This window comes from Streptomyces sp. NPDC040405 (assembly GCF_055595765.1).
Genome location: NZ_JBVIVI010000001.1, coordinates 790882 through 816201, shown reverse-complemented (window position 1 = coordinate 816201; position 25320 = coordinate 790882). Strand labels below are relative to the sequence as shown.

The window sequence follows — 25320 nt, the reverse complement described above, 5'->3', positions numbered from 1 at the left end:
AGGGGCTAGGGGCTAGGGGCTGGTGATGCGGCGGTAGGCCATCGCGGCCAGCCGCTGCTGACCCGCCTTGCTGGGGTGGAACCAGTCCCACTTGCTCAACTCGCGCTCCGTGAAGCGGTATTTGTGCACCGCGTCGTCGTAGCGGCACAGCGGGTCCTTCCCGCACACGTCCTTCAGCACCTGGTTGTAGTCGTCCACCTGCTGGTCCACCTGCTTGCGCCGCTCCGTGGAGGCGGCGTCCATCGCGTCGGAGTCCTTCAGCATCGACGGGCAGATGCCCAGCTTCCAGATCTGCCGCCCCAGCACGTTCTTCCGCCCCTGCGACCACAGCCGCTTCAGGTCCGGCACGCTCGCGACGTACACCTGCGTCTTCGGCACCTCGCGGCGCAGCCGGGTGAGGGCTGAGGTGAAGGTGGAGCGGAACTCGTCGGTGGGGGTCATGGCGGAGACCGAGTCCCGGCAGGCGTCGTTGGAGCCGATCATCACGGTCACCAGCTGCGGCTTGCGCGCCGCGGCCGCCGCCATCTGGCCGGGCAGATCGGCCATGACCGCGCCGGTCTTGGCGTAGTTCCAGCTGCGCGCGCCCGAGCGCAGCCGCTGGGCGAGGCTGTTCACGTCGGTGCCGGTGGACCAGGAGACCTTGGGGCAGTCGGAGAGCACCGAGCAGGCGTCGAAGCCCCGGGTGATGGAGTCGCCCAGGGAGGCGATGGAGCCGGGCCGGGTGTTCCACGCGGGGCCCTCGGCGGCGCGGCTCTTGCCGCCCCGGCTCGGCCCGTTCCGGGAGGGGTCCTCGGAGCTGCCGAAGCAGCCTGCCGTGCTCATGACGCCGGCCGTCGTGAGCAGGACGACACCGGTACGCACACGGGTGCGCATCGCGGCGCGTGGTGCGGTACGCACCGCCGCACGCGCGCTCGTGGACGCAAGTGTCTGCTGCTTCCGGCGTGGTGCGCTGGCCCGCATGGCTGTTCCCCCTCCGACTGTTGGGTGATATCTATCCAGGACCGACGGTACGTCACTCCTCCGGTCGGTCCGCGCGGTACGTTTTTCTTGTGGCAGTTGGGCATCGGCCCAGCGCCAGGCAGAGCATTGCGATACCGTCACATTACGTTGCGTCACATCCTGTCCCTTTTCTAGAGAATTCTGCCCGATAAATTTCACCGCAGGTAACCTCGGGACTGGTGCGAGGGTGATCATTAGGGCAGAATGTCGTGTGCTGTCCCGGGCGTGACCGGTACGGGCACGAGGCCGCTGGGGAAGGCGCACCTCGAACCGCACAGGAGGCCCCGGTGACGACACGTGGAGTTCTGTATGTGCACTCCGCTCCGCGCGCGCTGTGCCCGCATGTCGAATGGGCCATCGCGGGCGTACTCGGTGTGCGCGTCACCCTCGACTGGATCAAACAGCCCGCCGCCAACGGCGCATGGCGCGCCGAGTTCTCCTGGCAGGGCGAGGTCGGCACGGCCTCCAAGATGGCCTCCGCGCTGCGCGGCTGGCATCTGCTGCGCTTCGAGGTGACCGCCGAGCCCTGCGCCACCGCCGAGGGCGAGCGCTACAGCTCCACCCCGGAACTGGGCATCTTCCACGCCGTCACCGGCATGCACGGCGACATCCTGATCCCTGAGGACCGGCTGCGCGCCGCGCTGGCCCGCTCCGCCCGGGGCGAGGGCGATCTGCAGGCGGAGATCGCCAAGTTGCTCGGCAAGCCGTGGGACGACGAGCTGGAGCCGTTCCGCTACGCGGGTGAGGGTGCCCCGGTCCGCTGGTTGCACCAGGTCGTCTGATCTCCTTCGTACGTTTTAGCGTGGCCGGATGACCGAACAACTTCCGGCAGCAACGTCCGTCGCGGTTCTCGGCACCGGCATCATGGGCGCCGGCATGGCCCGCAATCTCGCCCGCGCCGGACTCGACGTCCGCGCGTGGAACCGCACCCGCGCCAAGGCCGAACCGCTCGCTACCGACGGCGTACGCGTCACCGACACCCCGGCGCAGGCCGTGGACGGCGCCGACGTCGTCCTGACGATCCTGCACGACGGCCCGGCCGCCCTGGAGACGATGCGCCGGGCCGCCCCGGCGCTGCGCCCCGGCACGGTGTGGGCCCAGGCCACCACCGCGGGTCTCGACGGGCTCGACTCGCTCGCCGCGTTCGCCCGTGAGCAGGACCTGATCCTCCTCGACTCGCCCGTCCTCGGCACCAAGCAGCCCGCCGAGAGCGGACAGCTCGTGGTCCTCGCCGCCGGTCCGCCCTCCGCCCGTACCGCCGCGGCGCCGGTCTTCGACGCGATCGGCAGCCGTACGGTCTGGGTCGGCGACTCCGGGGAGGAGGGCGCGGCCACCCGGCTCAAGCTCGTCACCAACAGCTGGATCCTGGCCATCACCCACGGCACCGCCGAAGCGCTCGCCCTCGCCAAGGGGCTCGGCGTGGAGCCGCAGGGCTTCTTCGACGCCATCGCGGGCGGACCGCTGGACAACGGCTATCTGCACGCCAAGGCGGGCCTGTTGCTGAACGACAACCTCGAAGCCAGCTTCGCGGCCCGAACCGCCGAGAAGGACGCCCGGCTGATCGTCGAGGCGGGGGAGCGGTCCGGCGTACGGATGGACGTGGCGGCCGCGGGCGCGGAGCGGTTCCGGCGCGCCGTCGGACAGGGCCACGGTGACGAGGACATGATCGCCTCGTACTTCGCCAGCTTCGACGGCACGGACGGCACCGAGGGCTGATACGCGAAAAGCGTGCCTCCGGCCGGAGCCGGAGGCACGCCCTTCACTCGTCTCGCTGCCTCAGACGGTGCGGAACGCCAGCACCACGTTGTGGCCACCGAAGCCGAACGAGTCGTTCAGCGCGACGATCGGGCCCTCGCCCGGCAGCGACCGCGGCTCGCCGAGCACGACGTCCGCGTCCACCTCCGGGTCCAGCTCGTCGACGTTGATCGTCGGCGGGGCGATCCGGTGGTACAGCGCGAGCACGCTCGCCACCGTCTCCACACCGCCGGTGCCGCCCAGCAGATGTCCCGTCATGGACTTGGTGGCGGAGATCGCCATGTGGTCCACGTCGTCGCCGAAGATCTTGCGCAGCGCCTTGATCTCGGCCACGTCGCCCTGCGGCGTCGAGGTCGCGTGCGCGTTGATGTGCGCGATCTCGGCGGGGTTCAGCTCGTTGTTCTGGAGCAGGTTCTGCAGCGCGTGCGCGATGCCGTTGCCGGACGGCTCCGGCTGGGTGATGTGGTGGGAGTCGGCCGAAATGCCCTGGCCGACAGCCTCCGCGTACACCCGGGCGCCGCGCGCGGCGGCGTGCTCCGCCGACTCCAGGACGATGGCGCCCGAGCCCTCGCCCATCACGAAGCCGTTGCGGTTGACGTCGAAGGGACGCGAGGCGCCCTGCGGGTCGTCGTTGTTCTTGGACATCGCCATCATGTTGCCGAAGGCCACGATGGGCAGCGGGTGGATGGACGCCTCGGTGCCGCCCGCGACGACCACATCGGCGCGGCCGGTGCGGATCATCTCGATGGCGTACCCGATGGCCTCCGCACCGGACGCGCACGCGCTGACCGGGGTGTGGACACCGGCCCGGGCGCCCACCTCCAGGCCCACGTTGGCCGCCGGGCTGTTGGGCATCAGCATCGGCACGGTGTGCGGGGAGACCTTGCGGACGCCCTTCTCGCGCAGCACGTCGTACTGGTCGAGCAGGGTCGTCACGCCGCCGATGCCGGAGGCGACGACGGTGCCCAGCCGGTCCGGGTCGACAGACGGGTCCTCACCGGCCTTGCCGGTGAAGCCCGCGTCGGCCCATGCCTCTCGGGCCGCGATCAGCGCGAACTGCGCCGACCGGTCGAGCTTGCGCGCCTGCGGGCGCGGCAGGACGGTGCCGGGGTCCACCGCGATGCTCGCGGCGATCCGGACCGGCAGCTCGGCCGCCCAGTCATGCTCCAGAAGGCTGATGCCGGAGCGGCCGGCGAGCAGTGCTTCCCAGGTCGATGAGGCGTCGCCACCCAGCGGCGTCGTGGCACCAACACCGGTGACGACCACGGTGTGATTGGTCGAGTTCACAGGAATTCTTCACTCCTACGTAGGAGGTGCTGGACCTCTGCCACCGCACGGGTGGCGACAGACGCTCGGCTCAGCCCTGGTGCTTCAGGATGTAGTCGACGGCGTCGCCGACGGTCTTCAGGTTCTTGACGTCGTCGTCCGGGATCTTCACGTCGAAGCGCTCTTCGGCGGCGACGACGACCTCGACCATGGACAGCGAGTCGACGTCCAGGTCGTCGGTGAAGGACTTGTCCAGCGCGACGTCCTCGGCCGGGATACCGGCGATCTCGTTGACGATCTCGGCGAGACCTTCGAGGATCTGCTCCTGAGTGGCGGCCATTGCGGCGCTCCTTCTTCGGTGTGTTGCGGTGGGTGAGCAGCGCCCGACTCGTCCGGGGCTGCGTGGATCTGGGCTAGAGAGCCTATGGGAGGGTAACGACCGTCGCTGCGTAGACGAGACCCGCCCCGAAGCCGATGACGAGCGCGGTGTCACCGCTCTTCGCCTGCCCCGTCGCCAACAGCCGCTCCATGGCGAGCGGAATGGAGGCGGCGGAGGTGTTGCCGGTGGTCTCCACGTCACGGGCGACCGTGACGTGCTCCGGCAGCTTGAGGGTTTTGATCATCGAGTCGATGATCCGCATGTTGGCCTGGTGGGGGATGAACGCGTCCAGCTCGTCCGCGCTGACGCCCGCCTCGTCCAGGGCCTGCTGGGCGACCTTCGCCATCTCGTACACCGCCCAGCGGAAGACCGCCTGGCCCTCCTGGCGCAGCGCCGGGTAGCGCACCTCGTCGGTGGAGTGGTCGCGGTAGACGTCCCAGGGCAGCGTCTGGGTGATGGTGTCGGACTTGTCGCCCTCCGAGCCCCAGACGGTCGGGCCCATCGCGGGCTCCTTGGAGGGGCCGACGACCACGGCGCCCGCGCCGTCGCCGAACAGGAAGGCCGTCGCCCGGTCCTCCAGGTCGGTCAGGTCCGAGAGCCGCTCGACGCCGATGACCAGCACGTATTCCGCCGTGCCGTCGGTGACCATGCCCTTGGCGAGGGTCAGCCCGTAGCCGAAGCCCGCACAGCCCGCGGAGATGTCGAACGCGGCGGGCTTGCCGGTGCCCAGCAGATGGGCGATCTCGGTGGCGACCGCCGGGGTCTGCTTCATGTGCGAGACGGTCGAGACGACCACGCCGCCGATCTGCTCCGGCGTCAGCCCCGCGTCGGCGATGGCCTTCCCGCCCGCCTCGACGGACATCTGGGCGACCGTCTCGTCCGGACCGGCCCAGTGGCGGGTGGCGATGCCCGAGCGGCTGCGGATCCACTCGTCGGAGGAGTCGATGTGCTTGAGGATCTCCTCGTTCGGCACCACCCGGGTGGGGCGGTAGCCGCCGACGCCGAGAATACGCGCGTACGGGGCACCCTTGCTGGGCCTGATCTTCGCGGTCATGGCTCTCGGAACTCCTATTCGGCTATACGGCCGGGGTATCGGCGGCGGGTACGGCGTGCTCGGCGATCAGCGCGCGTGCCGCGTCGAGGTCGTCCGGAGTCTTGAGCGCCAGGGTCGCCACGCCCGGCAGGGCCCGCTTGGCGATCCCGGTGAGCGTCCCGCCCGGAGCCACCTCGATCATCGCGGTGACGCCCAGCTTCTGGAACGTCTCCATGCACAGGTCCCAGCGGACCGGGTTGGACACCTGGGCGACCATGCGCTGGATCACCTCGGCGCCGGACGCCACGACGCCACCGTCCCGGTTGGAGACGTACACGGTGCCCGGATCGGCGATCGGCACGCCCGCGACCAGGTTCTCCAGCGTGGCCACCGCCGGGGCCATGTGGTCGGTGTGGAACGCTCCGGCCACCTTCAGGGGAACGACGCGGCGCACGCCCTCCGGCTTGTCCTCGGCCAGCGCCGCCAGCTGCTCGGCGGTGCCCGCGGCGACGATCTGTCCGGCGCCGTTGACGTTGGCCGGGGTCAGCCCGAGCTTGTCGAGGTGCGCGACGACGGTCTCCTGCTCACCACCCAGTATGGCGGCCATGCCGGTCTCGGCGCGGCCCGCCGCCTCGGCCATCGCCAGACCGCGGCGGCGCACCAGGACCATGGCCGCCTCGTGGCTGAGCACACCGGTGGCCGCGGCCGCGGTGATCTCGCCCACGCTGTGGCCCGCGGCGGCGCCGACCACGTCCTGGACGCGGTGCGGGCCGTCGGCGAACAGCGCCTGGGCGGAGACGAGTCCGGCGGCCACCAGCAGCGGCTGGGCCACCGCGGTGTCGCGGATCGCCTCCTCATCGGCCTCGGTCCCGTAGTGGACCAGGTCCAGGCCGGACACGGCCGACCACCACCGCAGACGTTCGGTGACGCCGGGGAGGTCGAGCCAGGGGGTCAGGAAGCCGGGCTTTTGGGCGCCCTGGCCGGGAGCGACGAGTACGAGCACTCTCACACTCTCTCTTGTGGGTGGTCCCGCCCGCCCGTGGGGACAAGGACGAAGAACGGTCAAGGGAATTGTTGGAGTCCAACAAACAGCTAAGGAAATATGTCCCCGTCGGCAAGACGTCCGAGGATCAGGGCTATCCGTAGCGTGAAGGCCGACCGGACGTCAGATGGTGACCACCCGGTGACGTCGGTCACACGTCGTAGCCGGTAGCGCACGGTGTTGGGATGAACAAAAAGCATCCGGGCGGCGCCTTCCAGACTGCTCGCCTGCTCCAGATACACGCTCAGTGTCTCCAGCAGCGCCGAGCCCGCTTCCTCCAGCGGTCTGTAGATCTCCTCCACCAGCTGGGCACGGGCGGCCGGGTCCCCGGCCATCGCGCGTTCCGGAAGCAGGTCGTCCGCCAGTACCGGGCGGGGGGCGTCCGGCCAGGCCGTACACGCCTTCAGACCGGCCGCGGCGGCCGCCGCCGAGCGGGTGGCCGCCAGCAGGTCCGGCACCACGGGACCGGCCACCACCGGGCCCGCGGCGAACGGTCCGATCAGCGCCTTCGCCGACTGCAGCGGATTGTCCGAGCCGCCCGCGACCACCACCAGCCGGTTGCCGAGCACCCCGGTGAGCACCTGCAGCTTGGCGTGGCGGCAGGCCCGCCGGATCGCCTCCACGGTCAGCTCGCTGTCCCCGTCGGGTGCCGTGCCCAGCACCACGCACACATGCTCGGGCGAGTTCCAGCCGAGCGCCGCCGCCCGGGACAGCGCGCCCTCGTCGGCCTCCCCGGACAGCACCGCGTTCACCACCAGCGACTCCAGCCGGGCGTCCCAGGCGCCGCGCGCCTCGGCCGCCTGCGCGTACACCTGGGCGGTGGCGAAGGCGATCTCCCGCGCGTAGACGAGCAGCGCCTCGCGCAGCACCGCCTCGTCGCCCGGCGCGACCACCTCGCCGATGGCCGACTCCATGACCTCGATGGTCGTACGGACCATCTCCACCGTCTGCCGCAGCGTGATCGCCCGGGTCAGCTCGCGCGGCGCCGTCCCGAACACGTCGGTGCTGATCGCCTGTGGCGCCTCGGGGTGGCGGAACCACTCCGTGAAGGCCGCGATGCCCGCCTGCGCCACCAGCCCGATCCACGAGCGGTTCTCCGGTGGCATCGCCCGGTACCACGGCAGCTGCTCGTCCATGCGCGCGATGGCGGCGGCGGCGAGCTTCCCGGACGACTTCTCCAGACGTCGCAGGGTGGCGCTGTGCGGATGCGGGGTATTCGCGGCTGGTTCAGGCACGAGGACAAGACTGCCTTATCGGAGGGTGAACGCTGGGGGCGGGAGGCTACGCGGGGGTAGGGACGGGGGCAGGAGCGGGCCGGGCCGGGGCGCACTACCGTGGACCGGATGATGTGGGTACAGCGGTCCGGTGCACGGTATCCGGGCGGGGACGGAGCGGGCGTCGAGACGCGCCACGCCTTTTCCTTCTCTGGACACTACGACCCGGACAACGTGCGGTTCGGGCTTCTCGTCGCCTGCAACGAGGAGCATCTCGCCCCCGGCGCGGGCTTCGCCGAACACCCGCACCGCGATCTGGAGATCGTGACCTGGGTCGTCGACGGCGAACTCACCCACGAGGACTCCACCGGCCACCGGACCGTGGTCCGCCCCGGCGACGTCCAGCGGCTCAGCGCGGGCGGCGGCGTACGCCACTCCGAGCGCAACGAGTCCGGGGCGCCGCTCACCTTCGTCCAGATGTGGCTGGCGTCGTCGGGTGCGGTCAGCGGCGAGCCGGAGTACGAGGTCGTCCGCGGCATCGCCGACGGCACCCCGTACGCCCTGGCCCGCGCCGAAGCGGTGCTCCACGTACGGCGCCTCGGCGACGGCGAGCGCACGGCGCTGCCGGACGCGCCCTGGGTGTACGCGCACGTCGTGCGCGGTGAGGCGCGCGTCGGGGACGAGACCCTCGCGGCGGGCGACGCGGCCCGCGTCACGGACGCGCGGGACGTGGAGGCGCGGGCGGTGGGGGCGGCGGAGTTGCTGGTGTGGGAGATGCGCGCGGAACCGGTGTACGGCTAGCGCGGGCTTTTCCCCGCCCCGCCCCTTCCCGAACCAGGGGCTCCGCCCCTGGACCCCGAGCCGCTGTGGCGCGGCACCGGGGCGCCGCCGGGCGCCTGATGCCCGAGCCCTGGCGCCGGGGGCGCGGTGGGGCGTGCCGTCCGGCGGTCGCGGTGCTGTGGCCGGGGCGTGCCGTCCGGCGGTCGTGCTGACCGGGGCGGTTAGGCCAGCTCCGCCAGGACGGCGTCGGTCAGTGGGGGCCAGACCTCGATGGCCCAGGGGCCGAACGGCCGGTCCGTGAGGGCGATGCACGCCGCTCGCGCGTCCGGGTCCACCCACAGGAACGTGCCGGACTGGCCGAAGTGACCGAAGGTGCGGGGCGAGGACGAAGCGCCCGTCCAGTGCGGCGACTTCCCGTCGCGTATCTCGAAGCCGAGCCCCCAGTCGTTCGGCTTCTGGTGCCCGTACCCCGGCAGCACCCCGGTCAGCCCCGGATGCACCACGGTCGTCGCCTCCGCCACCGTCTCGGCGGCCAGCAGCCGCGGTGCCTGAAGCTCGGCGGCGAAGCGCACCAGGTCGTCGACGGTCGAGACGGCGTCCTTGGCGGGCGAGCCGGTCAGCTCGGTCGCGGTCATGCCCAGCGGCTCCAGGACCGCCTGGCGCAGATACTCCCCGAAGGGGATGTCCGTCGCCTTGGCGAGGTGATCGCCGAGCACCTCGAACCCGGCGTTGGAGTACAGCCGCCGGTCGCCGGGCGCGGCGACCGACCGGTGTTCGTCGAAGGCGAGCCCGGAGGTGTGGGCGAGCAGATGGCGCACCGTGGCGCCCTCGGGCCCGGCCGCCTCGTCCAGCTCGACCGCGCCCTCCTCGATCGCGACCAGCGCCGCGTACGCGGCGAGCGGCTTGGTCACCGAGGCCAGCGGGAATCTGTGGCCGACCGGGCCATAGGATCCGGCCACGGTGCCGTCCGCGCGTACGACGGCGGCCGCCGCCGTCGGGACCGGCCAGTTCTCGATCATCCGCAGGCTCTCCATGGGGCCCGAGCCTATCGCCGACCAAGATTCCGCCAAATCCGCGCTTGCTTGGAGTGCACTCGAAGCCCATAGCGTTGAAGACGTCGTGGGCTTCGCGCATCGGCGACGGCGAGAGGGTGGACGGCATGACCGTACTGGAACAGGGCATTGAGCAGGGACTGGAGCAGGATCTGGAGCAGGACCTGGAGCGGGCTCCGGCACTGGCGAGGCCGCGGGAGTGCGTGGGGCACCGCCCGCACCCCCGGCCGACCGGCCAGGACCGGTACACGATCAGCGAGGTCGCCGAGCACACCGGGCTGACGGCGCACACCCTGCGCTGGTACGAGCGGATCGGGCTGATGCCCCACGTGGACCGCACCCACACCGGCCAGCGCCGCTTCACCAACCGCGACCTCGACTGGCTCGATCTGGTCGGCAAGCTGCGGCTGACCGGAATGCCGGTGGCGGACATGGTCCGCTACGCCGAGCTGGTACGGGCGGGCGAGCACACCTTCGCCGAACGCGAGGACCTGCTGACCGCGCACCGCGCGAACGTCCGGGAACGGATCGCCGAGCTGGAGAGCACGCTCGACGTCCTCGACTACAAGATCGACATCTATGCCGCCCGAAGGGTTCGGAGCGGCACCTGAACCAGAGAGCGCAGGTCAACCGATGACCGACAACGGCACCACGCGCAACGAGACGAAGACGATACCGACCGTCGCACTCGGCACCGGCGGTCCCCAGGTCGGCGTCCAGGGCCTCGGCTGCATGGGCATGAGCTGGGCGTACGGCCCGACACAGGACGAGGGGGAGGCGCGGGCGACGCTCGACCGGGCCCTGGAGCTGGGCGTCACCCTCTTCGACACCGCCGATGTGTACGGCTTCGGCCGGAACGAGGAGTTCATCTCTCCGTTCGTCCGGGCCAACCGGGACCGGATCACCCTGGCCACCAAGTTCTCCATCGTGCGCAACGAGAACGACCCCTTCGGCAGCCAGCAGATCCGCAACGACCCCGCGTACATCCGGGAGGCCATCGAGGGCAGCCTGCGGCGGCTCGGCGTCGACCATGTGGACCTGTACTACATGCACCGCCGCAACCCCGACGTACCGCTGGAGGAGAGCGTCGGCGCGATGGCCGGGCTGGTGGCCGAGGGGAAGGTCAAGCACCTCGGTCTGAGCGAGGTCACGGCGCACGAGCTGCGCGCGGCGCACGCGGTGCACCCGATCGCGGCCGTGCAGTCGGAGTGGTCGCTGTTCAGCCGCGACCCGGAGGACGGCGTCGTGGCCGCGGCCCGGGAGCTGGGCGTGGCCCTCGTCCCGTACTCGCCGCTCGGCCGTGGCTTCCTGACCGGCTCCTTCGTCAACGCGGAGCAGGAGCTGACCGACGACGACTTCCGCCGGAACCAGCCCCGCTTCACGGGTGACAACGCGGCCGCCAACGCCGCGCTGCTGGCTCCCCTCCGCGACATCGCCACCGCGCGCGGCGTGACACTCGCCCAGGTCGCGCTGGCCTGGGTGCAGCAGCGGGCCCAGGCGCACGGGCTGGCCGTGGTCCCGATCCCGGGCACGCGCAGCCGCGCCCGCGTCGAGCAGAACACCGCCGCGGTCCGCATCGAGCTGACCGCGGACGAGCTGGCCGCGCTGGAGCCGATCGCGGGCAAGGTCGCGGGCGCGCGCTACGCGAACATGGCGTCGACGAGCCAGGACCGCGAGTAGGCCGTCCGGCGTCACGCGAGGTGTCAGACGAGGTCGTGACGGCAGTCCTCGTCCGCCGCGCCGTGGCCGCACCGCACCGCCCCGAAGTCGCCGAGCACGATCCGCGCGAAGTTGCGCAACGAGTCCGTGCCCGGGGCGAAGTAGCCGGTGTGGCCGTCGGCGTGGTCGGCGGACACGACGCGGGCGCCGAAGCCGGCGGCCGTGGGGTCCTCGCCGTGGCCCAGCCCCATGAAGTCGTAGCCGGTGACCCGTCGTATCCAGTCGGAGCCGTCCCGCGCCGCCCACACCCGCGCCTGGGTGCCCAGCTCCCCGGCGTCGTCCACGCCCATGCCGGGGCTGCCGAACGCCACCAGATCGGACACCCGGGTACGGTCCATCGCGGCCGCGGCCACCCCGCACACCACCGAGCCGTAGCTGTGGCAGAACACGGTGGGCGGCGCGTCGGCGGTCCCCGCCGTGGTCACCGCCAGCCCCGCCAGGAAGCGGTCCAGCCGCGGCGCCCCCGCCTTCGCCAGCCGACTGGTCGCCGCGTCCGGCCCGAGCCCGACCGGGGTGGTGTACCCCACCCACGCCACCACGGCGGTACGGGTGCCCGGCGCGTCCTCGGTCAGCTGCGCCCGCAGCGACTTCGCCATCCCGGCGGGGGCGCCGTACCGGTCGTGCGTACGGTCGAAGTCAGCCAGATCGATGTCCGACCCCGGTACGACGACCGCCGTACGCTCCGCTGTCGCCAGGTCCCCGTACACCTCGGCGACCTGTCCACGCCCGCGCGGGTCGAACGCCAGGATCTGCCGCCCGGGCCTGAGCAGCGCGTCGTACCGCTCGGCCAGCGCACTGCGCGGATCCGCCCTGCGCTCCGCGTCCCGCGCCGCCCGGATGGCCCGCGCGTTGGCGGCGTAACGCAGCGCGAGCGGCGCCCCGTCGAGGTTGCCCACGACTTGGGGGTGCCGGATGACAAGCGCCTGCCGCTGGGCGTGGCCGAGCCCGTCGAAGAACCGGGCGATGCGGGCGGGCGACACGCTCTCCGGGTCCGGCAGTTCGCGCCCGCCCAGCGAGTGATCGGCCAGCCACCGCCCGGTCCCCGGCGGCGGCCCCGTGACGGCCTGCTCCTCGTGCGCCACGGTCCAACCGGCCGTGCCCGCCATGACGGTGATGGTGAGCGCGGCCGTGATCAGGCGCCGGGCGTAGTGCCTGGTGCGTAGCGTCTGGGACATGGCCGCGGTTTCCCTCTTCTGTTCGGTGACGGAGGGAAAGGTAGGGAGCGGACGGCTGGCGGGGCGTCAACCCCCGGTGCCAAGTCGGATGTCATACCGGGGTAGGGGGTGCCGAGGCCCCGCGGACGCGTCGTCCTCAGAACCAGATGCGGGACGCCAGCAGCCCCATCCCGGCCCCGGCCGTGTCCCGCCACACCCGCAGCGGCTGGTCGAGCAGCTCTTCGGGCTCCTCCTGGAGGTGCGGCCAGTCGTCGATCCGGGCCAGCACTCGAGTGCGCTCCGCCCCCGTCATGGCGAACGCCGCCTCGACCGCGGGCAACAGACGGCGTACCTCGGCGGATGTGAGCACCGCGTCGCCCGCCCAGCCCGGCAGCGCCGCCGCCCGCGCGGGGCCGAGGCCGTGGAAGAGGGCCGCCACCGGGTTGTCCTTGCGGTAGGCCTCGATGAACGGATCGACATCGTCGCTGAACCGGTCCCACCACTCCATCACGTGGAGCTCACAGGAGCTGTCCAGGGCCTCGAAGGCGGAGTCGTTGACCATCTCGAACAGGTGCCACGCCGCCTCCGTGTGGTTGCGGTCGGCCCCCCGCACCGGCACCGCGCCACCACCCTGCGCGGCATCCCGCTCCCAGCGCTCCCAGGCCGCCACCGCGGACGGGCGGGCCGCCGCGGCCTCGATCGCCGGCCCCGCCCGGTGCGCCAACTCCGCGATGTCCTCCGCGGCAAGCGCGCCCACCGCCCAGAAACTGGACATTCCCATGGTTCGGTTCCCTTTCAGCGGTGGTCGAAGGAGATCCAGACGTCGGGTGGCAGTTCCGGCCGATGGGGCACCGGCCTGCGCTCCTCGGTCCAGGCGTCCCCGGCGATCTCGGTGGCGACGCGACGCCAGAAGCGGACCGCGGCCGCGTTGGCGTCCTGGAAGGCGACCTCCCAGGGGCCCGGGTGCCGGGCCACCACCTGCTGCACGGCGCCCAGGCCGATCCCCGCCCGGCGGGCGCCGCGCACGACGAAGAAGGTGTTCAGCACGCGCGTCGGACCGGTCAGCCCCCGGACCAGGGCGAGACCGGCCGGGCGGGTGTCGATGGTCAAGACGTACGCCGCCCAGTCGGCGTCGGCGAGGGCGGTGCGGGGTCGCTCGGCGTGGAACGTCCCCTCGGCATCGGGGAGGACCCCGTCGTACTCCGACAGGTCGTGGCGGAACATCAGCCACAGCCGCTCCACCACGGGTCGGTCGGCGGTGCTTGCGGGACGGACCAAAATGTCGGGCACAGGGTTCCTTCCAGGGGCCGGGCAGACTGTGGGCCATGACTGACGCCTCGCCGACGACACATCACGTGCCCTACTACGCGCAGTGGGAATCCGCGGACCTCGTGCCCGAGTTCGTGGCGGGCGCTCGGGCGGCGGTTGATGATCCGTTGTGGCAGAAGAGCGGGGCCGGGAGCCGGGAGGAATACGGGTTCTGGGCGGCGCGCATCTGTGGGATGGCCTGTCTGCGGATGGCGCTGGACCACTTCGGGCATCCCGTGCCGCCGTCGATTCCGTTGCTGCGCGACGCCCTCGACGCGGGGGCGTACGTGCGGACCGGCGAGACCACCGTCAAGGGGCTGATCTACGCGCCGTTCGCGGACTGGGTCGTCCGGCGCTGGGGGCTGTACGCCGAGGCGCGGCCCGAGTTGGGGGTCGGGGACATCGGGGCCGAGGTGGCGCGGGGGCGGCTGGTGATGCTGTCGGTGCACCCTTCGATCCGTTCGCTCGGTCCGGAGCCCCCGAGGCGGGGCGGGCATCTGGTGCTCGCGGTGGGGGCCGGGCCCCAGGGGGTCGTGCTGCACAATCCGTCGGGGTTCCCGGGGCGTTCCCAGGAGTATCACCAGGTGTCCTGGGCGGATCTCGGACGGTTCTACGCCGGGCGCGGGGTCGTCCTTGGGCGGGAGTCGCGCCGTTAGGCCCTGTCCGGCGGATCTTCGCGGGCCCACGACGCCTGGCACGGCACCTCGCCGCGTTGTCGGGGTCGCCCGATTACGACCCGGTACGAGGACGCCCCTCCGCCTTGCGATGCTCCCCCAGCTACCGCTGGGAGGTGCCCCCCCCGCACCAGACGCCGCGGGCTGATCCACGAAGATCCGCCGGACAGGACCTAACCGCTGCCCGGGGTCACCAGGCCCGACTCGTACGCGAAGATCACCGCCTGGGCGCGGTCGCGCAGGCCGAGTTTGGCGAGGACCCGGCCTATGTGGGTCTTTACCGTCTGTTCGGCGAGGACCAGCGACTCCGCTATCTCCTGGTTGGACAGGCCGCGCGCGATCAGCTCCAGGACCTCCGTCTCCCGCGGGGTGAGGCCGCTGCGGCGCAGCAGGGAGCTGTTGCGGCGGGGGGCCGGGCGCTGGCGGGCGAATTCGGCTATCAGGCGGCGGGTGACGGAGGGGGCGAGGAGGGCCTCGCCCGCGGCGACGACGCGGACCGCCGAGATCAGGTCGGCCGGTGGGGCGTCCTTGAGGAGGAAGCCGCTGGCCCCGGCGCGCAGCGCCTCGTACACGTAGTCGTCCACGTCGAAGGTGGTGAGCATGAGCACCTTCGGGCGGTGGACGACGCCGCGGGGCGGTTCGAGGAGCTGGCGGGCGGCCTCCAGGCCGTCCATCTCGGGCATGCGGACGTCCATGAGCACGACGTCCGGGTGGGTGTTGCGGCTGACGTCCACCCCTTGGCGCCCGTCCGGGGCCTCGCCGACCACGTCGATGTCGCTCTGCGCGGCGAGCAGCGCGGCGAAGCCCGCCCGGACCATGGCCTGGTCGTCGACGATGATCACGCGGATGGTCATGAGTCCGTTTCTTCCAGGTCGACGAGGGGGAGGCGGGCCGCCACCCGGAAGCCGCCGTCCGGCAGCGGACCGGTGTCGAGCATGCCGTCCACGAGGCGGACGCGCTCGACCATCCCCACCAGACCGTGGCCGGTGCCGCTGGTCTCCAGGGGCTTGGCCGGGGCCTCGGCGGGAGGGCCGTTGACGATGAGGAGGGTCAGCCCGGAGCCGCCCTCGGCCGCCGAGACCGAGACGCGGGTGGCGGCGCCCGGGGCGTGGCGTACGACGTTGGCCAGCGCCTCCTGCACGATCCGGTACGCGGACAGGTCCACGGCCTGCGGCAGCGCGCCGAGCCCGGCCACGTCGTCGCTGATGGACAGCTCGGTGGGGATCCCCGCCCGGACCGTCGCCTCGACCAGCTGCGGCACCTGGCGCAGCCCCGGCTGCGGGGTGCGCTCGCCGCGCGTCTCCTCGCTGCGCAGCACGCCCAGCAGCCGCCGCATCTCGGCGAGGGACTCGCGGGCGGTGGCGGCGATGGTGCCGAACTCCTGCTCCGCCTCGGGCGGCAGCCCCCCGATCCGGTACGGCGCGCTGTCCGCCTGCACCGTGATCACCGACATGTGGTGGGCGACGACGTCGTGCAGCTCGCGCGCGATACGGGCGCGCTCCTCCAGCAGCGTGCGGTGGGCCCGCTCGGCCTCGCTGATGGTCTCCTGCTCGGCCAGCCGCCGCTGGACGTCCCCGCGCTCCCGCAGCGCGCCGCCGACCAGCAGCACCACGCCGCTGAGCACGAACAGCAGCACATTGCTGCCGTCGCTCCTGGTCTGGAACGCCCAGCCGAGGGCGAGCCCGGCGCCCCCGGTGACCAGCCATACGGCCACCAGCGTGCGGCGCGGCTCGCGCAGCGCGAGGGCGAGGAGGAGGAAGAGGTAGCCGATGATCGCGGGCGGTTGCCACGGCCATATGCGGTGCTGGAGGCCGACGGCGTCCAGCACCGACAGGGCGGTCGTCACATCGGCGAGGAGGACGATCCACCACGCCTGGAGGGGGCGGGTGACCGACAGCAGCAGCGGCGTGGCCTGGGCGAAGCCGAGCAGGGTGGCGAAGCCGCCGCTCACCCCGTAGTCCTCGGTCAGGAGGCGGGCGGTGACCGGGACCAGGATGGCGGTGAGGATCATCGCGACGCCGTACGGCACCCTCCGCAGCCAGCGCCGGGAGGATCCGGCCAGCAGCGGGGTCGCCGGATAGCTGGGGGTCACCAGGGCCCGGGCGAGGCCGCTCACCTGCCGCCGGGCGACCGCGGCCAGGCTTTCGTGCGCGGTGGAGTAGCCGGTCGGGGAGGCGGACGAGGAGGAGGACATGGTCGCCTCAGCGTAGGGTCGGCGGCCCTGACGCACGTCATACCTGGGAGCCGATTTATGGCTCATACCTGGGTAGGGGGCACGCCCCCCTGAACCCCCTCCCCGCCCACAGCCCCGCCTACAGCTCCGCCAGCAGCTCGGCCTTCTTCGCGCTGAACTCCTCGTCCGTCAGCAGCCCCGCCGTGTGCAGCTCGCCGAGGTGGCGGATGCGGTCGGCGATGTCCGCCGGGTCGCGGCGCGCCGGGGCCGGGGCGCGGGCGGGCGCGGGGGAGCTCTCGGCACTCGGCGCGGGGGCGGACGCCCGTACGGCCTCCAGCACGGCGGCGGCGAACGGCAGGGACTCGTGGACGAGCCCGTACCCCATCCCGAACACCACGGCCGCCGGGTCGTGGTCGGGACGGCCCGCGGGGTGGTCCTCGGCGCCGCGCGGCACCAGCCGCAGATGGCCGTAGCCGCCGCTCTTGGTGCCGGAGCCCTTGGATCCGGAAGCCTTCCCGGCCGTGCTCTTGCCCGCCGGGCCGCCCGCGTCCGCTCCCGGCGCCTCCGGATCCTCCGCCGGTGCCGTGCCCGACGCCTTCGCGGCCGTGCCGCCCGAGCCCCGGTTCTCGGGCGAGTGCCACTCCACCCCGGCCAGCTCGTCGATCCGGAACCGCTGGTCCCCGGCCTTCCACTTCGCCGAGGACGCGCCCGTCCAGAACCAGCGGAACGACACCGCCTTGCCGTCGAAGGACGCCTTGCCGTCGTACGCCTTGAAGGACAGCGGCGGCGGGGGAGCCGCCACCAGATGGGATTCGACGGCGGTGTCCGTGCCGGGCCCGAGCGCGGCGCGTATCTGCTCGGCGTAGTACTCGGCGAGGGACGCGCGCTCGGCGGGCAGCACCAGGCGGTACGGGTCGTACCCCTCCTTGAGCTGCCCGTCGGCAACGTCCATCAGCGGATCGGCGCCGGGTCTGGGCACCGCACGCAGCACCACAGTTCCGCGTTTACCAGGAGCGAGATCGACCGCGGACAGCGCTTCGTAGGGGATGTGCCGTTCGCCGAGCGCCTGAAGCAGCTTCGGCGTGCGGATCCCCCGTTCGAAGCGGATGAGCACGGAGTCGGTGTCGAACTCCCAGACGGTCTGAAAACCGGCCAGCACATCACCCATGCGGCTCATCGTATGCGGCGGTGGCCCGCCCGTCCCCCCTTGGGCGCTACGCGCGTCAAACGTCCACCCCGGGCCCCGCGCGCGGTCTCCGCGTCGCCACCGCCCGGTTTTCGTGCCCTCATCCGCGGGTCAGCTCAGTCCGGCGGTGCACGCGGAACCGTCCCCGCAGCTCACGGTCTTGACCCGGCCGACCCCGACCCGGGCGAAGTTGTCCAGGCTGGTGGTGCCGGGGGTGAAGTACCCGGCGTGGCCCTGGGCGCCGGAGGCGGACAGGACGCGGGCCCCGAAGCCGGAGGAGAGCGGGTCGGCGCCGTGGCCGAGGCCGCCGACCTCCAGATGCGGAATGTCCTGGATCCAGTCGCCGGAGTCCCGCATCGCCCACACCCGGCGGTGGGGGCCCAGCTCCGCGGCGCGGTCGGCGCGCATGCCGGGGCTGCCCGCCACCGCGATGTCGGTGACCTTGGACGGCAGATCGCGGGCGGCCACCCCGCACACCACCGAGCCGTAGCTGTGGCACATCAGCGAGACCCGGGCCGGCGGGGGCAGCGCGTTGACCAGCGCGCGCAGCCGCAGCGCACCCTGGGCGGCGAGCTTGCCGGTGGCCGCGTCCATGCCGATACCGGCCGGTGAGGTGTAGTCGGCCCAGGCGATCACGGCGGTCCTGGTGTCCGGGGCCTCGGTGCGCTCGTTGTGGTAGAGCGCGCGGGCCATGCCGACGGTGGCGGTGTACGGACGGTCCGACTTCTGGAAGGTCAGGATGTTGGTGTCCACACCGGGCACCACGACCGAGATGCGGCGCGCGCGGGCGAGGTCGCCGAAGACCTCGGCGGCGCGGCCGGGGCCCGAGGGGTCGAACGAGAGGATCTGCCGCTGTCCGCTCAGCAGGTCCTCGTACCGATGCATGCGCCGCCCCGCGTCATGGCGCCCGAGCGGGGTCAGCTCGTTGTCGTGCATCCGTCGGCGTTCGGTGTTTCGCGCCTGGGTCAGCGCGATCCGGTTGGCGCGGTAGCGCAGTACCGCCGGAGCGCCATTGAGGTTGCCGACGACCAGCGGGTAGCGATGGACGAGACGGTCGCGCTGGGCCTTGGTGAGCGAATCCATCCAGCGGCCGAGGAAGCGCGGCGACGCGTACGGATCGGGCAGGGCGTGACCGCCGAGGCTGCCGTGGCGCCAGGCGCCGACCGACGCGGAGAGCGGATCCGAGGCTCCTCTGTGGCTCCGTATGGCCGTCCAGCCGGTGGTGGCGAGCAGGACGAACACCACCGCCAGGGCGAGCAGTGCGCGCCAGGCGGTGGAACCGGGGGAGGGAGAACCGAGCTCCGAGAAGGAAGTCACCGCGGGACACCCTAGGAGAAGCGCGCCCACAGGTGCCAAATGCCGTGATTTACATCACGTTTGAGAGCGTGATTTTGACGGAACCTTATGTCGGATTTGATGCCTTTAGTGGCTCTTGTCGGTTTGGCTGCTCGCTGTGCCAGTTCTCGGCGAGGGCCGGACCCACATGATCCAGGTGGAACGCGGTGATGTGCCGCAGGGCGTCCGTGGAGTCGTCGTCGCCCTCCCCCCACAGCTTCCCCGCGATCTGGATCACGCCGCCGAACATCGCGGTCAGCAGCCGCGGCCGGGGATCCACGGAAACGTCGAGGCCCTCGCGGCGGGCGATCTCCGAGGCGATCCGCTCCTCCAGCTCCGCGGTGCGGCGCAAGTGGACGGCGAGCAGCGCGGGCGTCGACTCGATCACCCGGTACATCCGCATATGGAGTTCGGCCGGAACCAACTGCTCGATGGATTCCCCGATGTTGCCCCACGAGTCGAGGACCGCGTTGCGCAGGGCGGCGAGCGGGGCCTCGTGGGCGGGGCGCGCGCACAGCGCCGCGAAGAAGTGCGACTCCGCCGAGTCCTGGGTGGCGAAGGCCACTTGCTCCTTGTTGGCGAAGTAGCGGAAGAAGGTGCGCTGCGAGACGTCCACCGACTCCGCGATCTCGTCCACCGTCGTGTGGTCGTACCCCTGACAGGTGAACAGATCCAGCGCCGAGCGCACCAGCGCGCCGCGGGTTCGTTGCTTCTTGCGTTCGCGCAGTCCGGTCGGTGGCGGCGCCACCGCCTCGTCCGCTGTCACCTCTCGTACTCGCTTTCTGTCGCGTTTCGGCAGGCCACCATACCTGTGGCCAACTCGACAGAGACCAGCTGATGAATCAGTTTGTCAATTGTCAGACGCTGACATTAGCCTCCGAGCATGACGTCTGAGACCACCGTCGCCGATCCGGCGCCGGAACCTCCCATATCGGATCCCCCAAAGGGGCTGCGGGGCCACCCCTGGCTGACGCTCTTCACCGTCGCTATCGGTGTGACGATGGTGGCCCTCGACGGCACGATCGTCGCCATCGCGAACCCGGCCATTCAGAAGGACCTCGGCGCCTCGCTCGCCGACGTCCAGTGGATCACCAACGGCTATCTGCTGGCCCTCGCGGTCGCGCTGATCACCGCGGGCAAGCTGGGTGACCGCTTCGGCCACCGGCAGACCTTCCTCATCGGCGTCGTCGGCTTCGCCGCCGCCTCCGCCGCCATCGGCTTCTCCAGCGACGTGGCGCTCGTCGTGGGCTTCCGGGTGCTCCAGGGCCTGTGCGGAGCGCTGCTGATGCCCGCGGCGCTCGGATTGCTGCGCGCCTCCTTCCCCGCCGAGAAACTCAACATGGCGATCGGTGTCTGGGGCGGCGTGATCGGCGCCTCCACCGCCGCCGGACCCATCGTCGGCGGTCTGCTCGTCGAGCACGTCAACTGGCAGTCCGTCTTCTTCATCAACCTGCCCGTGGGCATCCTCGCCGTCGTCCTCGGCCTGGTCATCCTCGTGGACCACCGGGCCGAGAACGCCCCGCGGTCCTTCGACGTCCCCGGCATCGCGCTGCTGTCCGGCGCCATGTTCTGCCTGATCTGGGCGCTCATCAAGGCGACCGACTGGCAGTGGGGAAGCTCCAAGACGCTCGGGTTCCTCGGCCTCTCGGTCGTCCTCTTCGTCGTCTTCGTGTTCTGGGAGAAGCGGACCGCCGAGCCGCTGCTGCCGATGTCCATCTTCCGCTCGGTGCCGCTGAGCGCCGGGACGGTCCTGATGGTGCTCATGGCCTTCGGCTTCATGGGCGGGCTGTTCTTCGTCACCTTCTACCTGCAGAACGTGCACGGCATGTCCCCGGTCAACAGCGGTCTGCACCTGCTGCCGCTGACCGCCACGATGATCGTCTCCTCGCCGATCGCCGGCGGGCTGATCACCAAGTTCGGGCCGCGGGGGCCGCTGGTGACGTCCATGGCGCTGACCGCCGTCGCCATGTTCGGGCTCTCCCGGCTGGAGGTCGGCACCGGCACGGTCGAGATGTCCGTGTGGTTCGCCCTCCTCGGCTTCGGCCTCGGCCCCGTGATGGTCGGCGCCACCGAGGTCATCGTCGGCAACGCGCCGCTCGAACACGCCGGTGTGGCGGGCGGCCTCCAGCAGGCCGCCATGCAGGTCGGCGGCAGCCTCGGTACGGCCGTCCTCGGCGCGGTCATGGCGGGCAGGGTGGACGACACACTGCCGGACAAGTGGGCCAAGGCGGGACTGCCGCCCCTGAAGCCGGAGCAGGCGAGCAAGGCGTCCGACGCCGTCGCGGTCGGCATGCCGCCCGCGCCCAAGGGCACCCCGCCGGAGATTCTCGCGAAGATCACGAGCGTCACGCATGACACGTTCGTGTCGGGGATGGGGCTCGCCTTCACCGTCGCCGCCGTGGTCTCGACGGTCGCGGCGCTGGTCGCGGCGCTCACCAAGCGCGGTGAGAACGCGGAAGCGGGCGGCGGGGGCGTGCACATCTGACCTCTCAGGGTCAAGCCCCCTATCCGGGTGGACCTTGATCGACCCCGTGGTGGGAACGGGAGCCGGCCGACAGGCTGGCTCCCGTTCGCATTTGTACGTGTTCCACACGGGGAGTGATCCACATGCGTAAGACCGTTCCGCCGCACAAGACCGGCCTCGCCACGGCGGCCCTCGCCCTGGCCTGCGCCCTTACCCCGGCCCTGGCCCCGGCCCCCGCCCACGCGGCGGCGCCCGGGCCCCGGCTGGGGAGCTGCGCCACGGGGCAGCTGTGCCTCTGGCACAAGGCGGCCTTCACGGGGGCGCGCCAGGTCCATGAGCTGGCCGGCACCGACATCGAAAGCTGCGTCCCCCTGCCGTCGGGCGCCTCGGCCGCGTCCCTGGCCAACCGCACGGGACGGCCCGTGACGGCGTACCAGAGCGCGGAATGCGCCGAGACAGGCGAATTCCGCACCTATCCCACCGGCTCCTGGAGCCCCGAAACGGCCTACCAGGTACGGGCCTTCAAGATCTGGGAGCGGTGACACGCGGGGGCGGGGCCGGACTTTTCCCCACCCCGCCCCTTCCCGAACCAGGGGCAAGCCCCTGGACCCCGGGCGGACGGTGGGCCGTCGGGACCGTGCCCTGGGCTGAGGGTGCGACAAAGGGCCGGGGGGGGTGGTTTTCCCACCCCCCCCGGCCCTTTCACGTCAATGCCGTCGCGTGATGCCTACGCGTCGCCGCCCGCGGGGCCCGGGTCGGCCGCGGCCACGTCCAGGAGCTGGTAGCGGTCGATGGCCTGCTTCAGGAGCGAGCGGTCGATCTTGCCGTCCTTCGCCAGCTCCGTCAGCACGCCCAGCACGATCGACTCGGCGTCGATGTGGAAGAAGCGGCGAGCCGCGCCGCGCGTGTCGGCGAAGCCGAAGCCGTCGGCACCGAGCGACTGGTACGTGCCCGGCACCCAGCGCGCGATCTGGTCCGGGACCGCGCGCATCCAGTCGGATACGGCGACCTTCGGGCCCTCCACGCCGCTGAGCTTGCGGGTGACGTAGGGGACGCGCTGCTCCTCCTCCGGGTGGAGCAGGTTGTGCTCCTCGGTCGCCACCGCGTCGCGGCGCAGCTCGTTCCAGGAGGTGGCGGACCAGACGTCGGCGCGGACGTCCCAGTCCTCGGCCAGCATCCGCTGGGCCTCGACCGCCCACGGAACCGCGACACCGGAGGCGAGGATCTGGGCCGGGTGGGTGCCCGACTCGCCCTGCTTGAAGCGGTACAGCCCCTTGAGGATGCCCTCGCGGTCGACGTCCTCCGGCTCGGCCGGGTGGCGGATCGGCTCGTTGTAGACGGTGAGGTAGTAGAAGACGTCCTCACTGTTCTCGCCGTACATCCGGCGCAGACCGTCCTGCACGATGTGGGCGATCTCGAAGCCGAACGCCGGGTCGTACGCGACGACCGCGGGGTTGGTCGAGGCCAGCAGCTGGGAGTGGCCGTCCGCGTGCTGGAGGCCCTCACCGGTCAGGGTCGTACGACCGGCGGTCGCGCCCAGCACGAAGCCGCGCGCGAGCTGGTCGGCCATCTGCCAGAACTGGTCACCCGTGCGCTGGAAGCCGAACATCGAGTAGAAGACGTAGACCGGGATCAGCGGCTCGCCGTGGGTGGCGTACGCCGAACCGGCCGCGATCAGCGAGGCCGTACAGCCCGCCTCGGAGATGCCGTCGTGCAGCATCTGCCCGGTCGGCGACTCCTTGTAGGCGAGCAGCAGCTCACGGTCGACGGACTCGTACTGCTGGCCCAGCGGGTTGTAGATCTTGGCCGACGGGAACAGCGAGTCCATGCCGAAGGTGCGGTACTCGTCGGGCGCGATCGGCACGAAGCGCTTGCCGATCTCCTTGTCCCGCATGAGGTCCTTCAGCAGCCGCACGAAGGCCATGGTGGTGGCGATCTGCTGCTGGCCGGAGCCCTTCCTGACCGGCGCGTACGCCTTGTCGCCGGGGAGCTGCAGCGGCTTCGCGCGCACGACGCGGGTCGGCGCGTAGCCGCCCAGCGACTTGCGGCGGTCGTGCATGTACTGGATTTCCTCGGACTCCGGACCCGGGTGGTAGTACGGCGGGAGGCCGGACTCCAGCTCCTTGTCCGGGATCGGCAGGTGCAGCCGGTCGCGGAAGCCCTTGAGGTCGTCGACCGTCAGCTTCTTCATCTGGTGGGTCGCGTTGCGGCCCTCGAAGTTCGGGCCGAGCGTCCAGCCCTTGACGGTCTGGGCAAGGATCACGGTCGGCTGGCCCTTGTGGGCCTTGGCCGCCGCGTACGCCGCGTAGATCTTCTTGTGGTCGTGACCGCCGCGGCCCAGGTGCAGGATCTGGTCGTCGGTCATGCCCTCGACCATCTTGCGCAGCCGCTGGTCGTCACCGAAGAAGTGGTCGCGGATGTACGAGCCGGTCTCGGTGGCGTACGTCTGGAACTGGCCGTCCGGCGTGGTGTTCAGCCGGTTGACCAGCACACCGTCGCGGTCCTGGGCGAGCAGCGGGTCCCAGGAGCGGTCCCACACCAGCTTGATCACGTTCCACCCGGCGCCGCGGAACTGCGACTCCAGCTCCTGCATGATCTTGCCGTTGCCGCGCACCGGGCCGTCGAGCCGCTGCAGGTTGCAGTTGACCACGAAGGTGAGGTTGTCCAGCCCCTCGCGCGCGGCCAGGGAGAGCTGACCGAGCGACTCGGGCTCGTCCATCTCGCCGTCACCGAGGAACGCCCAGACGTGGGAGTTGGAGGTGTCGGCGATGCCGCGCGCCTCCATGTAGCGGTTCATCCGGGCCTGGAAGATCGCGCCGAGCGGGCCGAGGCCCATCGAGACGGTCGGGAACTCCCAGAAGTCCGGCATCGACCGCGGGTGCGGGTAGCTGGACAGCGCGTGACCGAGCTTGGACTTCTCCTGACGGAATCCGTCCAGGTGGTCCTCGGACAGCCGGTCGAGCAGGAAGGCGCGGGCGTAGATACCGGGGGAGGCGTGACCCTGGAAGAAGATCTGGTCGCCGCTGTCCTGGTCCTTGCCGCGGAAGAAGTGGTTGAAGCCCACGTCGTACAGCGAGGCGGACGAGGCGAAGGTGGCGATGTGGCCGCCGACGCCGATGCCCGGGCGCTGGGCACGGGAGACCATCACCGCCGCATTCCAGCGGGTCGCGTTCAGGACCTTGCGCTCGATCTCCTCGTTGCCGGGGAAGAACGGCTCGTCCTTGGTGGCGATGGTGTTGACGTAGTCGGTGCTGCGCATCTCGGGCACGGCCACCCGCTTCTCGCGGGCGCGCTCGATCAGGCGAAGCATCAGGTAGCGGGCACGTTCCCGGCCTCGCTCATCGACGGCTGCGTCGAGCGAGTCGAGCCATTCCTGGGTTTCCTCGGGATCGAAGTCCGGGACCTGGCTGGGAAGGCCGCCAATGATGATCGGGTTGCGATCGGATCCGGAAGCCACGCTATTCCTTCACTTTTCGGTCGTGCTGTGCACGCACATGGATTCGTGCTCTGCTGCTGTCGCGCCGGTCTCCATCGTGTACCTCGGGTGCGGGATACGTCACCTCTACCGAGTGGTAACCAACACCTGCTGGGACGGGCGCTCACCGAGCCGGACGGTGCCGGCCGGAGTGCGGTCGGCGTCGCGACGGCCAAATCGCAACCTTACGCCCACGTCCGGGGGCACCTGCGTACGGCCGTTCGGCTCCGGGCGGCGTAGGGTGTCGATACACACACGTAAGCTGGGCATAACGGGGTAATCCGGGCAGCCGCGTGCCGTTCCGTGCCGTTC

Annotated in this window: 24 protein-coding genes; 8 read left to right on the top strand and 16 right to left on the bottom strand. The window is 71.4% G+C overall.

Annotation, left to right across the window (positions count from 1 at the left end; genetic code table 11):
- Positions 1 to 12: 12 nt before the first annotated feature.
- Positions 13 to 960 carry an SGNH/GDSL hydrolase family protein gene (locus ACZ59A_RS03610; protein ID WP_470952982.1) on the bottom strand — a complete coding sequence of 316 codons (948 nt, stop codon included), beginning with the start codon at positions 958 to 960 and terminating at the stop codon, positions 13 to 15.
- Between the two features lie 326 nt (positions 961 to 1286).
- Between ACZ59A_RS03610 and ACZ59A_RS03605 the strand changes: the two genes are divergently transcribed.
- Together ACZ59A_RS03605 and ACZ59A_RS03600 are read left to right on the top strand one after the other, a co-directional pair.
- Positions 1287 to 1781 (top strand): DUF3145 domain-containing protein, encoded by a 495-nt coding sequence (locus ACZ59A_RS03605; protein WP_468055501.1) that lies wholly within the window; start codon positions 1287 to 1289, stop codon positions 1779 to 1781.
- Positions 1782 to 1809: 28 nt separating this feature from the next.
- Positions 1810 to 2715 carry an NAD(P)-dependent oxidoreductase gene (locus tag ACZ59A_RS03600; RefSeq protein WP_470952980.1) on the top strand — a complete coding sequence of 302 codons (906 nt, stop codon included), beginning with the start codon at positions 1810 to 1812 and terminating at the stop codon, positions 2713 to 2715.
- Between the two features lie 60 nt (positions 2716 to 2775).
- On the opposite strand, the gene fabF is transcribed toward ACZ59A_RS03600, so the two are convergent.
- From fabF to ACZ59A_RS03575, 5 genes are all read right to left on the bottom strand, one after another.
- Positions 2776 to 4041: a beta-ketoacyl-ACP synthase II gene (fabF, locus tag ACZ59A_RS03595; RefSeq protein WP_470952978.1), complete on the bottom strand. Its 1266-nt coding sequence runs from the start codon at positions 4039 to 4041 to the stop codon at positions 2776 to 2778.
- A gap of 70 nt (positions 4042 to 4111) precedes the next feature.
- Positions 4112 to 4360, bottom strand: a complete 249-nt coding sequence (locus ACZ59A_RS03590) for an acyl carrier protein (RefSeq protein WP_009718247.1) — start codon at positions 4358 to 4360, stop codon at positions 4112 to 4114.
- Positions 4361 to 4442: 82 nt separating this feature from the next.
- On the bottom strand, positions 4443 to 5453 hold the full coding sequence (locus ACZ59A_RS03585; RefSeq protein WP_470952975.1) for a beta-ketoacyl-ACP synthase 3: 1011 nt from the start codon (positions 5451 to 5453) through the stop codon (positions 4443 to 4445).
- A 22-nt stretch (positions 5454 to 5475) separates the two neighbouring features.
- On the bottom strand, positions 5476 to 6435 hold the full coding sequence (locus ACZ59A_RS03580; RefSeq protein ID WP_470954635.1) for an ACP S-malonyltransferase: 960 nt from the start codon (positions 6433 to 6435) through the stop codon (positions 5476 to 5478).
- 89 nt (positions 6436 to 6524) lie between these two features.
- Positions 6525 to 7709: a PucR family transcriptional regulator gene (locus ACZ59A_RS03575; RefSeq protein ID WP_470952972.1), complete on the bottom strand. Its 1185-nt coding sequence runs from the start codon at positions 7707 to 7709 to the stop codon at positions 6525 to 6527.
- Positions 7710 to 7820: 111 nt separating this feature from the next.
- Here ACZ59A_RS03575 and ACZ59A_RS03570 point away from each other — a divergent pair, with 111 nt between their 5' ends.
- On the top strand, positions 7821 to 8489 hold the full coding sequence (locus ACZ59A_RS03570) for a pirin family protein (RefSeq protein ID WP_470954634.1): 669 nt from the start codon (positions 7821 to 7823) through the stop codon (positions 8487 to 8489).
- 200 nt (positions 8490 to 8689) lie between these two features.
- On the opposite strand, the gene ACZ59A_RS03565 is transcribed toward ACZ59A_RS03570, so the two are convergent.
- Complete coding sequence (locus ACZ59A_RS03565) at positions 8690 to 9502, bottom strand: serine hydrolase domain-containing protein (RefSeq protein ID WP_470952968.1); 813 nt, start codon at positions 9500 to 9502, stop codon at positions 8690 to 8692.
- Between the two features lie 125 nt (positions 9503 to 9627).
- Between ACZ59A_RS03565 and ACZ59A_RS03560 the strand changes: the two genes are divergently transcribed.
- Complete coding sequence (locus ACZ59A_RS03560; protein WP_470952965.1) at positions 9628 to 10131, top strand: MerR family transcriptional regulator; 504 nt, start codon at positions 9628 to 9630, stop codon at positions 10129 to 10131.
- A gap of 22 nt (positions 10132 to 10153) precedes the next feature.
- Positions 10154 to 11200, top strand: a complete 1047-nt coding sequence (locus ACZ59A_RS03555; protein ID WP_470952962.1) for an aldo/keto reductase — start codon at positions 10154 to 10156, stop codon at positions 11198 to 11200.
- A 23-nt stretch (positions 11201 to 11223) separates the two neighbouring features.
- Here ACZ59A_RS03555 and ACZ59A_RS03550 read toward each other — a convergent pair whose 3' ends face one another.
- The 3 genes from ACZ59A_RS03550 to ACZ59A_RS03540 form a co-directional block, all read right to left on the bottom strand.
- Positions 11224 to 12414 carry an alpha/beta hydrolase gene (locus ACZ59A_RS03550; RefSeq protein ID WP_470952959.1) on the bottom strand — a complete coding sequence of 397 codons (1191 nt, stop codon included), beginning with the start codon at positions 12412 to 12414 and terminating at the stop codon, positions 11224 to 11226.
- 136 nt (positions 12415 to 12550) lie between these two features.
- Positions 12551 to 13174, bottom strand: a complete 624-nt coding sequence (locus ACZ59A_RS03545) for a hypothetical protein (RefSeq protein WP_470952958.1) — start codon at positions 13172 to 13174, stop codon at positions 12551 to 12553.
- Between the two features lie 14 nt (positions 13175 to 13188).
- Positions 13189 to 13683 (bottom strand): GNAT family N-acetyltransferase, encoded by a 495-nt coding sequence (locus ACZ59A_RS03540; RefSeq protein ID WP_470952955.1) that lies wholly within the window; start codon positions 13681 to 13683, stop codon positions 13189 to 13191.
- Positions 13684 to 13718: 35 nt separating this feature from the next.
- Between ACZ59A_RS03540 and ACZ59A_RS03535 the strand changes: the two genes are divergently transcribed.
- Positions 13719 to 14357, top strand: coding sequence for a C39 family peptidase (locus ACZ59A_RS03535; RefSeq protein WP_470952945.1), 639 nt, complete (start codon positions 13719 to 13721; stop codon positions 14355 to 14357).
- 191 nt (positions 14358 to 14548) lie between these two features.
- Here the strand turns inward: ACZ59A_RS03535 and ACZ59A_RS03530 are convergent, their stop codons facing one another.
- The 5 genes from ACZ59A_RS03530 to ACZ59A_RS03510 form a co-directional block, all read right to left on the bottom strand.
- Positions 14549 to 15229, bottom strand: coding sequence for a response regulator (locus tag ACZ59A_RS03530; RefSeq protein ID WP_470952927.1), 681 nt, complete (start codon positions 15227 to 15229; stop codon positions 14549 to 14551).
- A complete protein-coding gene (locus ACZ59A_RS03525) occupies positions 15226 to 16569 on the bottom strand; it encodes a sensor histidine kinase (protein ID WP_470952925.1) in 1344 nt (447 codons plus the stop codon). The genes ACZ59A_RS03530 and ACZ59A_RS03525 overlap by 4 nt, the downstream gene beginning before the upstream one ends.
- Before the next feature lie 118 nt (positions 16570 to 16687).
- The gene (locus ACZ59A_RS03520) at positions 16688 to 17716 is read right to left on the bottom strand and encodes a DUF4429 domain-containing protein (RefSeq protein ID WP_470952922.1); all 1029 of its coding nucleotides are present in this window, start codon (positions 17714 to 17716) and stop codon (positions 16688 to 16690) included.
- 129 nt (positions 17717 to 17845) lie between these two features.
- The gene (locus ACZ59A_RS03515; protein ID WP_470952920.1) at positions 17846 to 19051 is read right to left on the bottom strand and encodes an alpha/beta hydrolase; all 1206 of its coding nucleotides are present in this window, start codon (positions 19049 to 19051) and stop codon (positions 17846 to 17848) included.
- Between the two features lie 85 nt (positions 19052 to 19136).
- A complete protein-coding gene (locus tag ACZ59A_RS03510) occupies positions 19137 to 19835 on the bottom strand; it encodes a TetR family transcriptional regulator (protein ID WP_470952917.1) in 699 nt (232 codons plus the stop codon).
- 117 nt (positions 19836 to 19952) lie between these two features.
- Here ACZ59A_RS03510 and ACZ59A_RS03505 point away from each other — a divergent pair, with 117 nt between their 5' ends.
- A complete protein-coding gene (locus ACZ59A_RS03505) occupies positions 19953 to 21554 on the top strand; it encodes an MFS transporter (protein ID WP_468055541.1) in 1602 nt (533 codons plus the stop codon).
- 122 nt (positions 21555 to 21676) lie between these two features.
- Complete coding sequence (locus ACZ59A_RS03500; protein WP_470952914.1) at positions 21677 to 22075, top strand: peptidase inhibitor family I36 protein; 399 nt, start codon at positions 21677 to 21679, stop codon at positions 22073 to 22075.
- 185 nt (positions 22076 to 22260) lie between these two features.
- On the opposite strand, the gene aceE is transcribed toward ACZ59A_RS03500, so the two are convergent.
- Complete coding sequence (gene aceE, locus ACZ59A_RS03495) at positions 22261 to 24990, bottom strand: pyruvate dehydrogenase (acetyl-transferring), homodimeric type (RefSeq protein ID WP_470952912.1); 2730 nt, start codon at positions 24988 to 24990, stop codon at positions 22261 to 22263.
- Positions 24991 to 25320 lie beyond the last annotated feature (330 nt).

Bases quoted from the DNA above. Each gene is read 5' to 3' on its own strand.
- ACZ59A_RS03610 (WP_470952982.1), bottom strand. From the start codon at position 960: ATGCGGGCCAGCGCACCACGCCGGAAGCAGCAGACACTTGCGTCCACG.
- ACZ59A_RS03600 (WP_470952980.1), top strand. From the start codon at position 1,810: ATGACCGAACAACTTCCGGCAGCAACGTCCGTCGCGGTTCTCGGCACC.
- ACZ59A_RS03590 (WP_009718247.1), bottom strand. From the start codon at position 4,360: ATGGCCGCCACTCAGGAGCAGATCCTCGAAGGTCTCGCCGAGATCGTC.
- ACZ59A_RS03585 (WP_470952975.1), bottom strand. From the start codon at position 5,453: ATGACCGCGAAGATCAGGCCCAGCAAGGGTGCCCCGTACGCGCGTATT.
- ACZ59A_RS03570 (WP_470954634.1), top strand. From the start codon at position 7,821: ATGTGGGTACAGCGGTCCGGTGCACGGTATCCGGGCGGGGACGGAGCG.
- ACZ59A_RS03565 (WP_470952968.1), bottom strand. From the start codon at position 9,502: ATGGAGAGCCTGCGGATGATCGAGAACTGGCCGGTCCCGACGGCGGCG.
- ACZ59A_RS03560 (WP_470952965.1), top strand. From the start codon at position 9,628: ATGACCGTACTGGAACAGGGCATTGAGCAGGGACTGGAGCAGGATCTG.
- ACZ59A_RS03555 (WP_470952962.1), top strand. From the start codon at position 10,154: ATGACCGACAACGGCACCACGCGCAACGAGACGAAGACGATACCGACC.
- ACZ59A_RS03550 (WP_470952959.1), bottom strand. From the start codon at position 12,414: ATGTCCCAGACGCTACGCACCAGGCACTACGCCCGGCGCCTGATCACG.
- ACZ59A_RS03545 (WP_470952958.1), bottom strand. From the start codon at position 13,174: ATGGGAATGTCCAGTTTCTGGGCGGTGGGCGCGCTTGCCGCGGAGGAC.
- ACZ59A_RS03535 (WP_470952945.1), top strand. From the start codon at position 13,719: ATGACTGACGCCTCGCCGACGACACATCACGTGCCCTACTACGCGCAG.
- ACZ59A_RS03530 (WP_470952927.1), bottom strand. From the start codon at position 15,229: ATGACCATCCGCGTGATCATCGTCGACGACCAGGCCATGGTCCGGGCG.
- ACZ59A_RS03525 (WP_470952925.1), bottom strand. From the start codon at position 16,569: ATGTCCTCCTCCTCGTCCGCCTCCCCGACCGGCTACTCCACCGCGCAC.
- ACZ59A_RS03520 (WP_470952922.1), bottom strand. From the start codon at position 17,716: ATGGGTGATGTGCTGGCCGGTTTTCAGACCGTCTGGGAGTTCGACACC.
- ACZ59A_RS03505 (WP_468055541.1), top strand. From the start codon at position 19,953: ATGACGTCTGAGACCACCGTCGCCGATCCGGCGCCGGAACCTCCCATA.
- ACZ59A_RS03500 (WP_470952914.1), top strand. From the start codon at position 21,677: ATGCGTAAGACCGTTCCGCCGCACAAGACCGGCCTCGCCACGGCGGCC.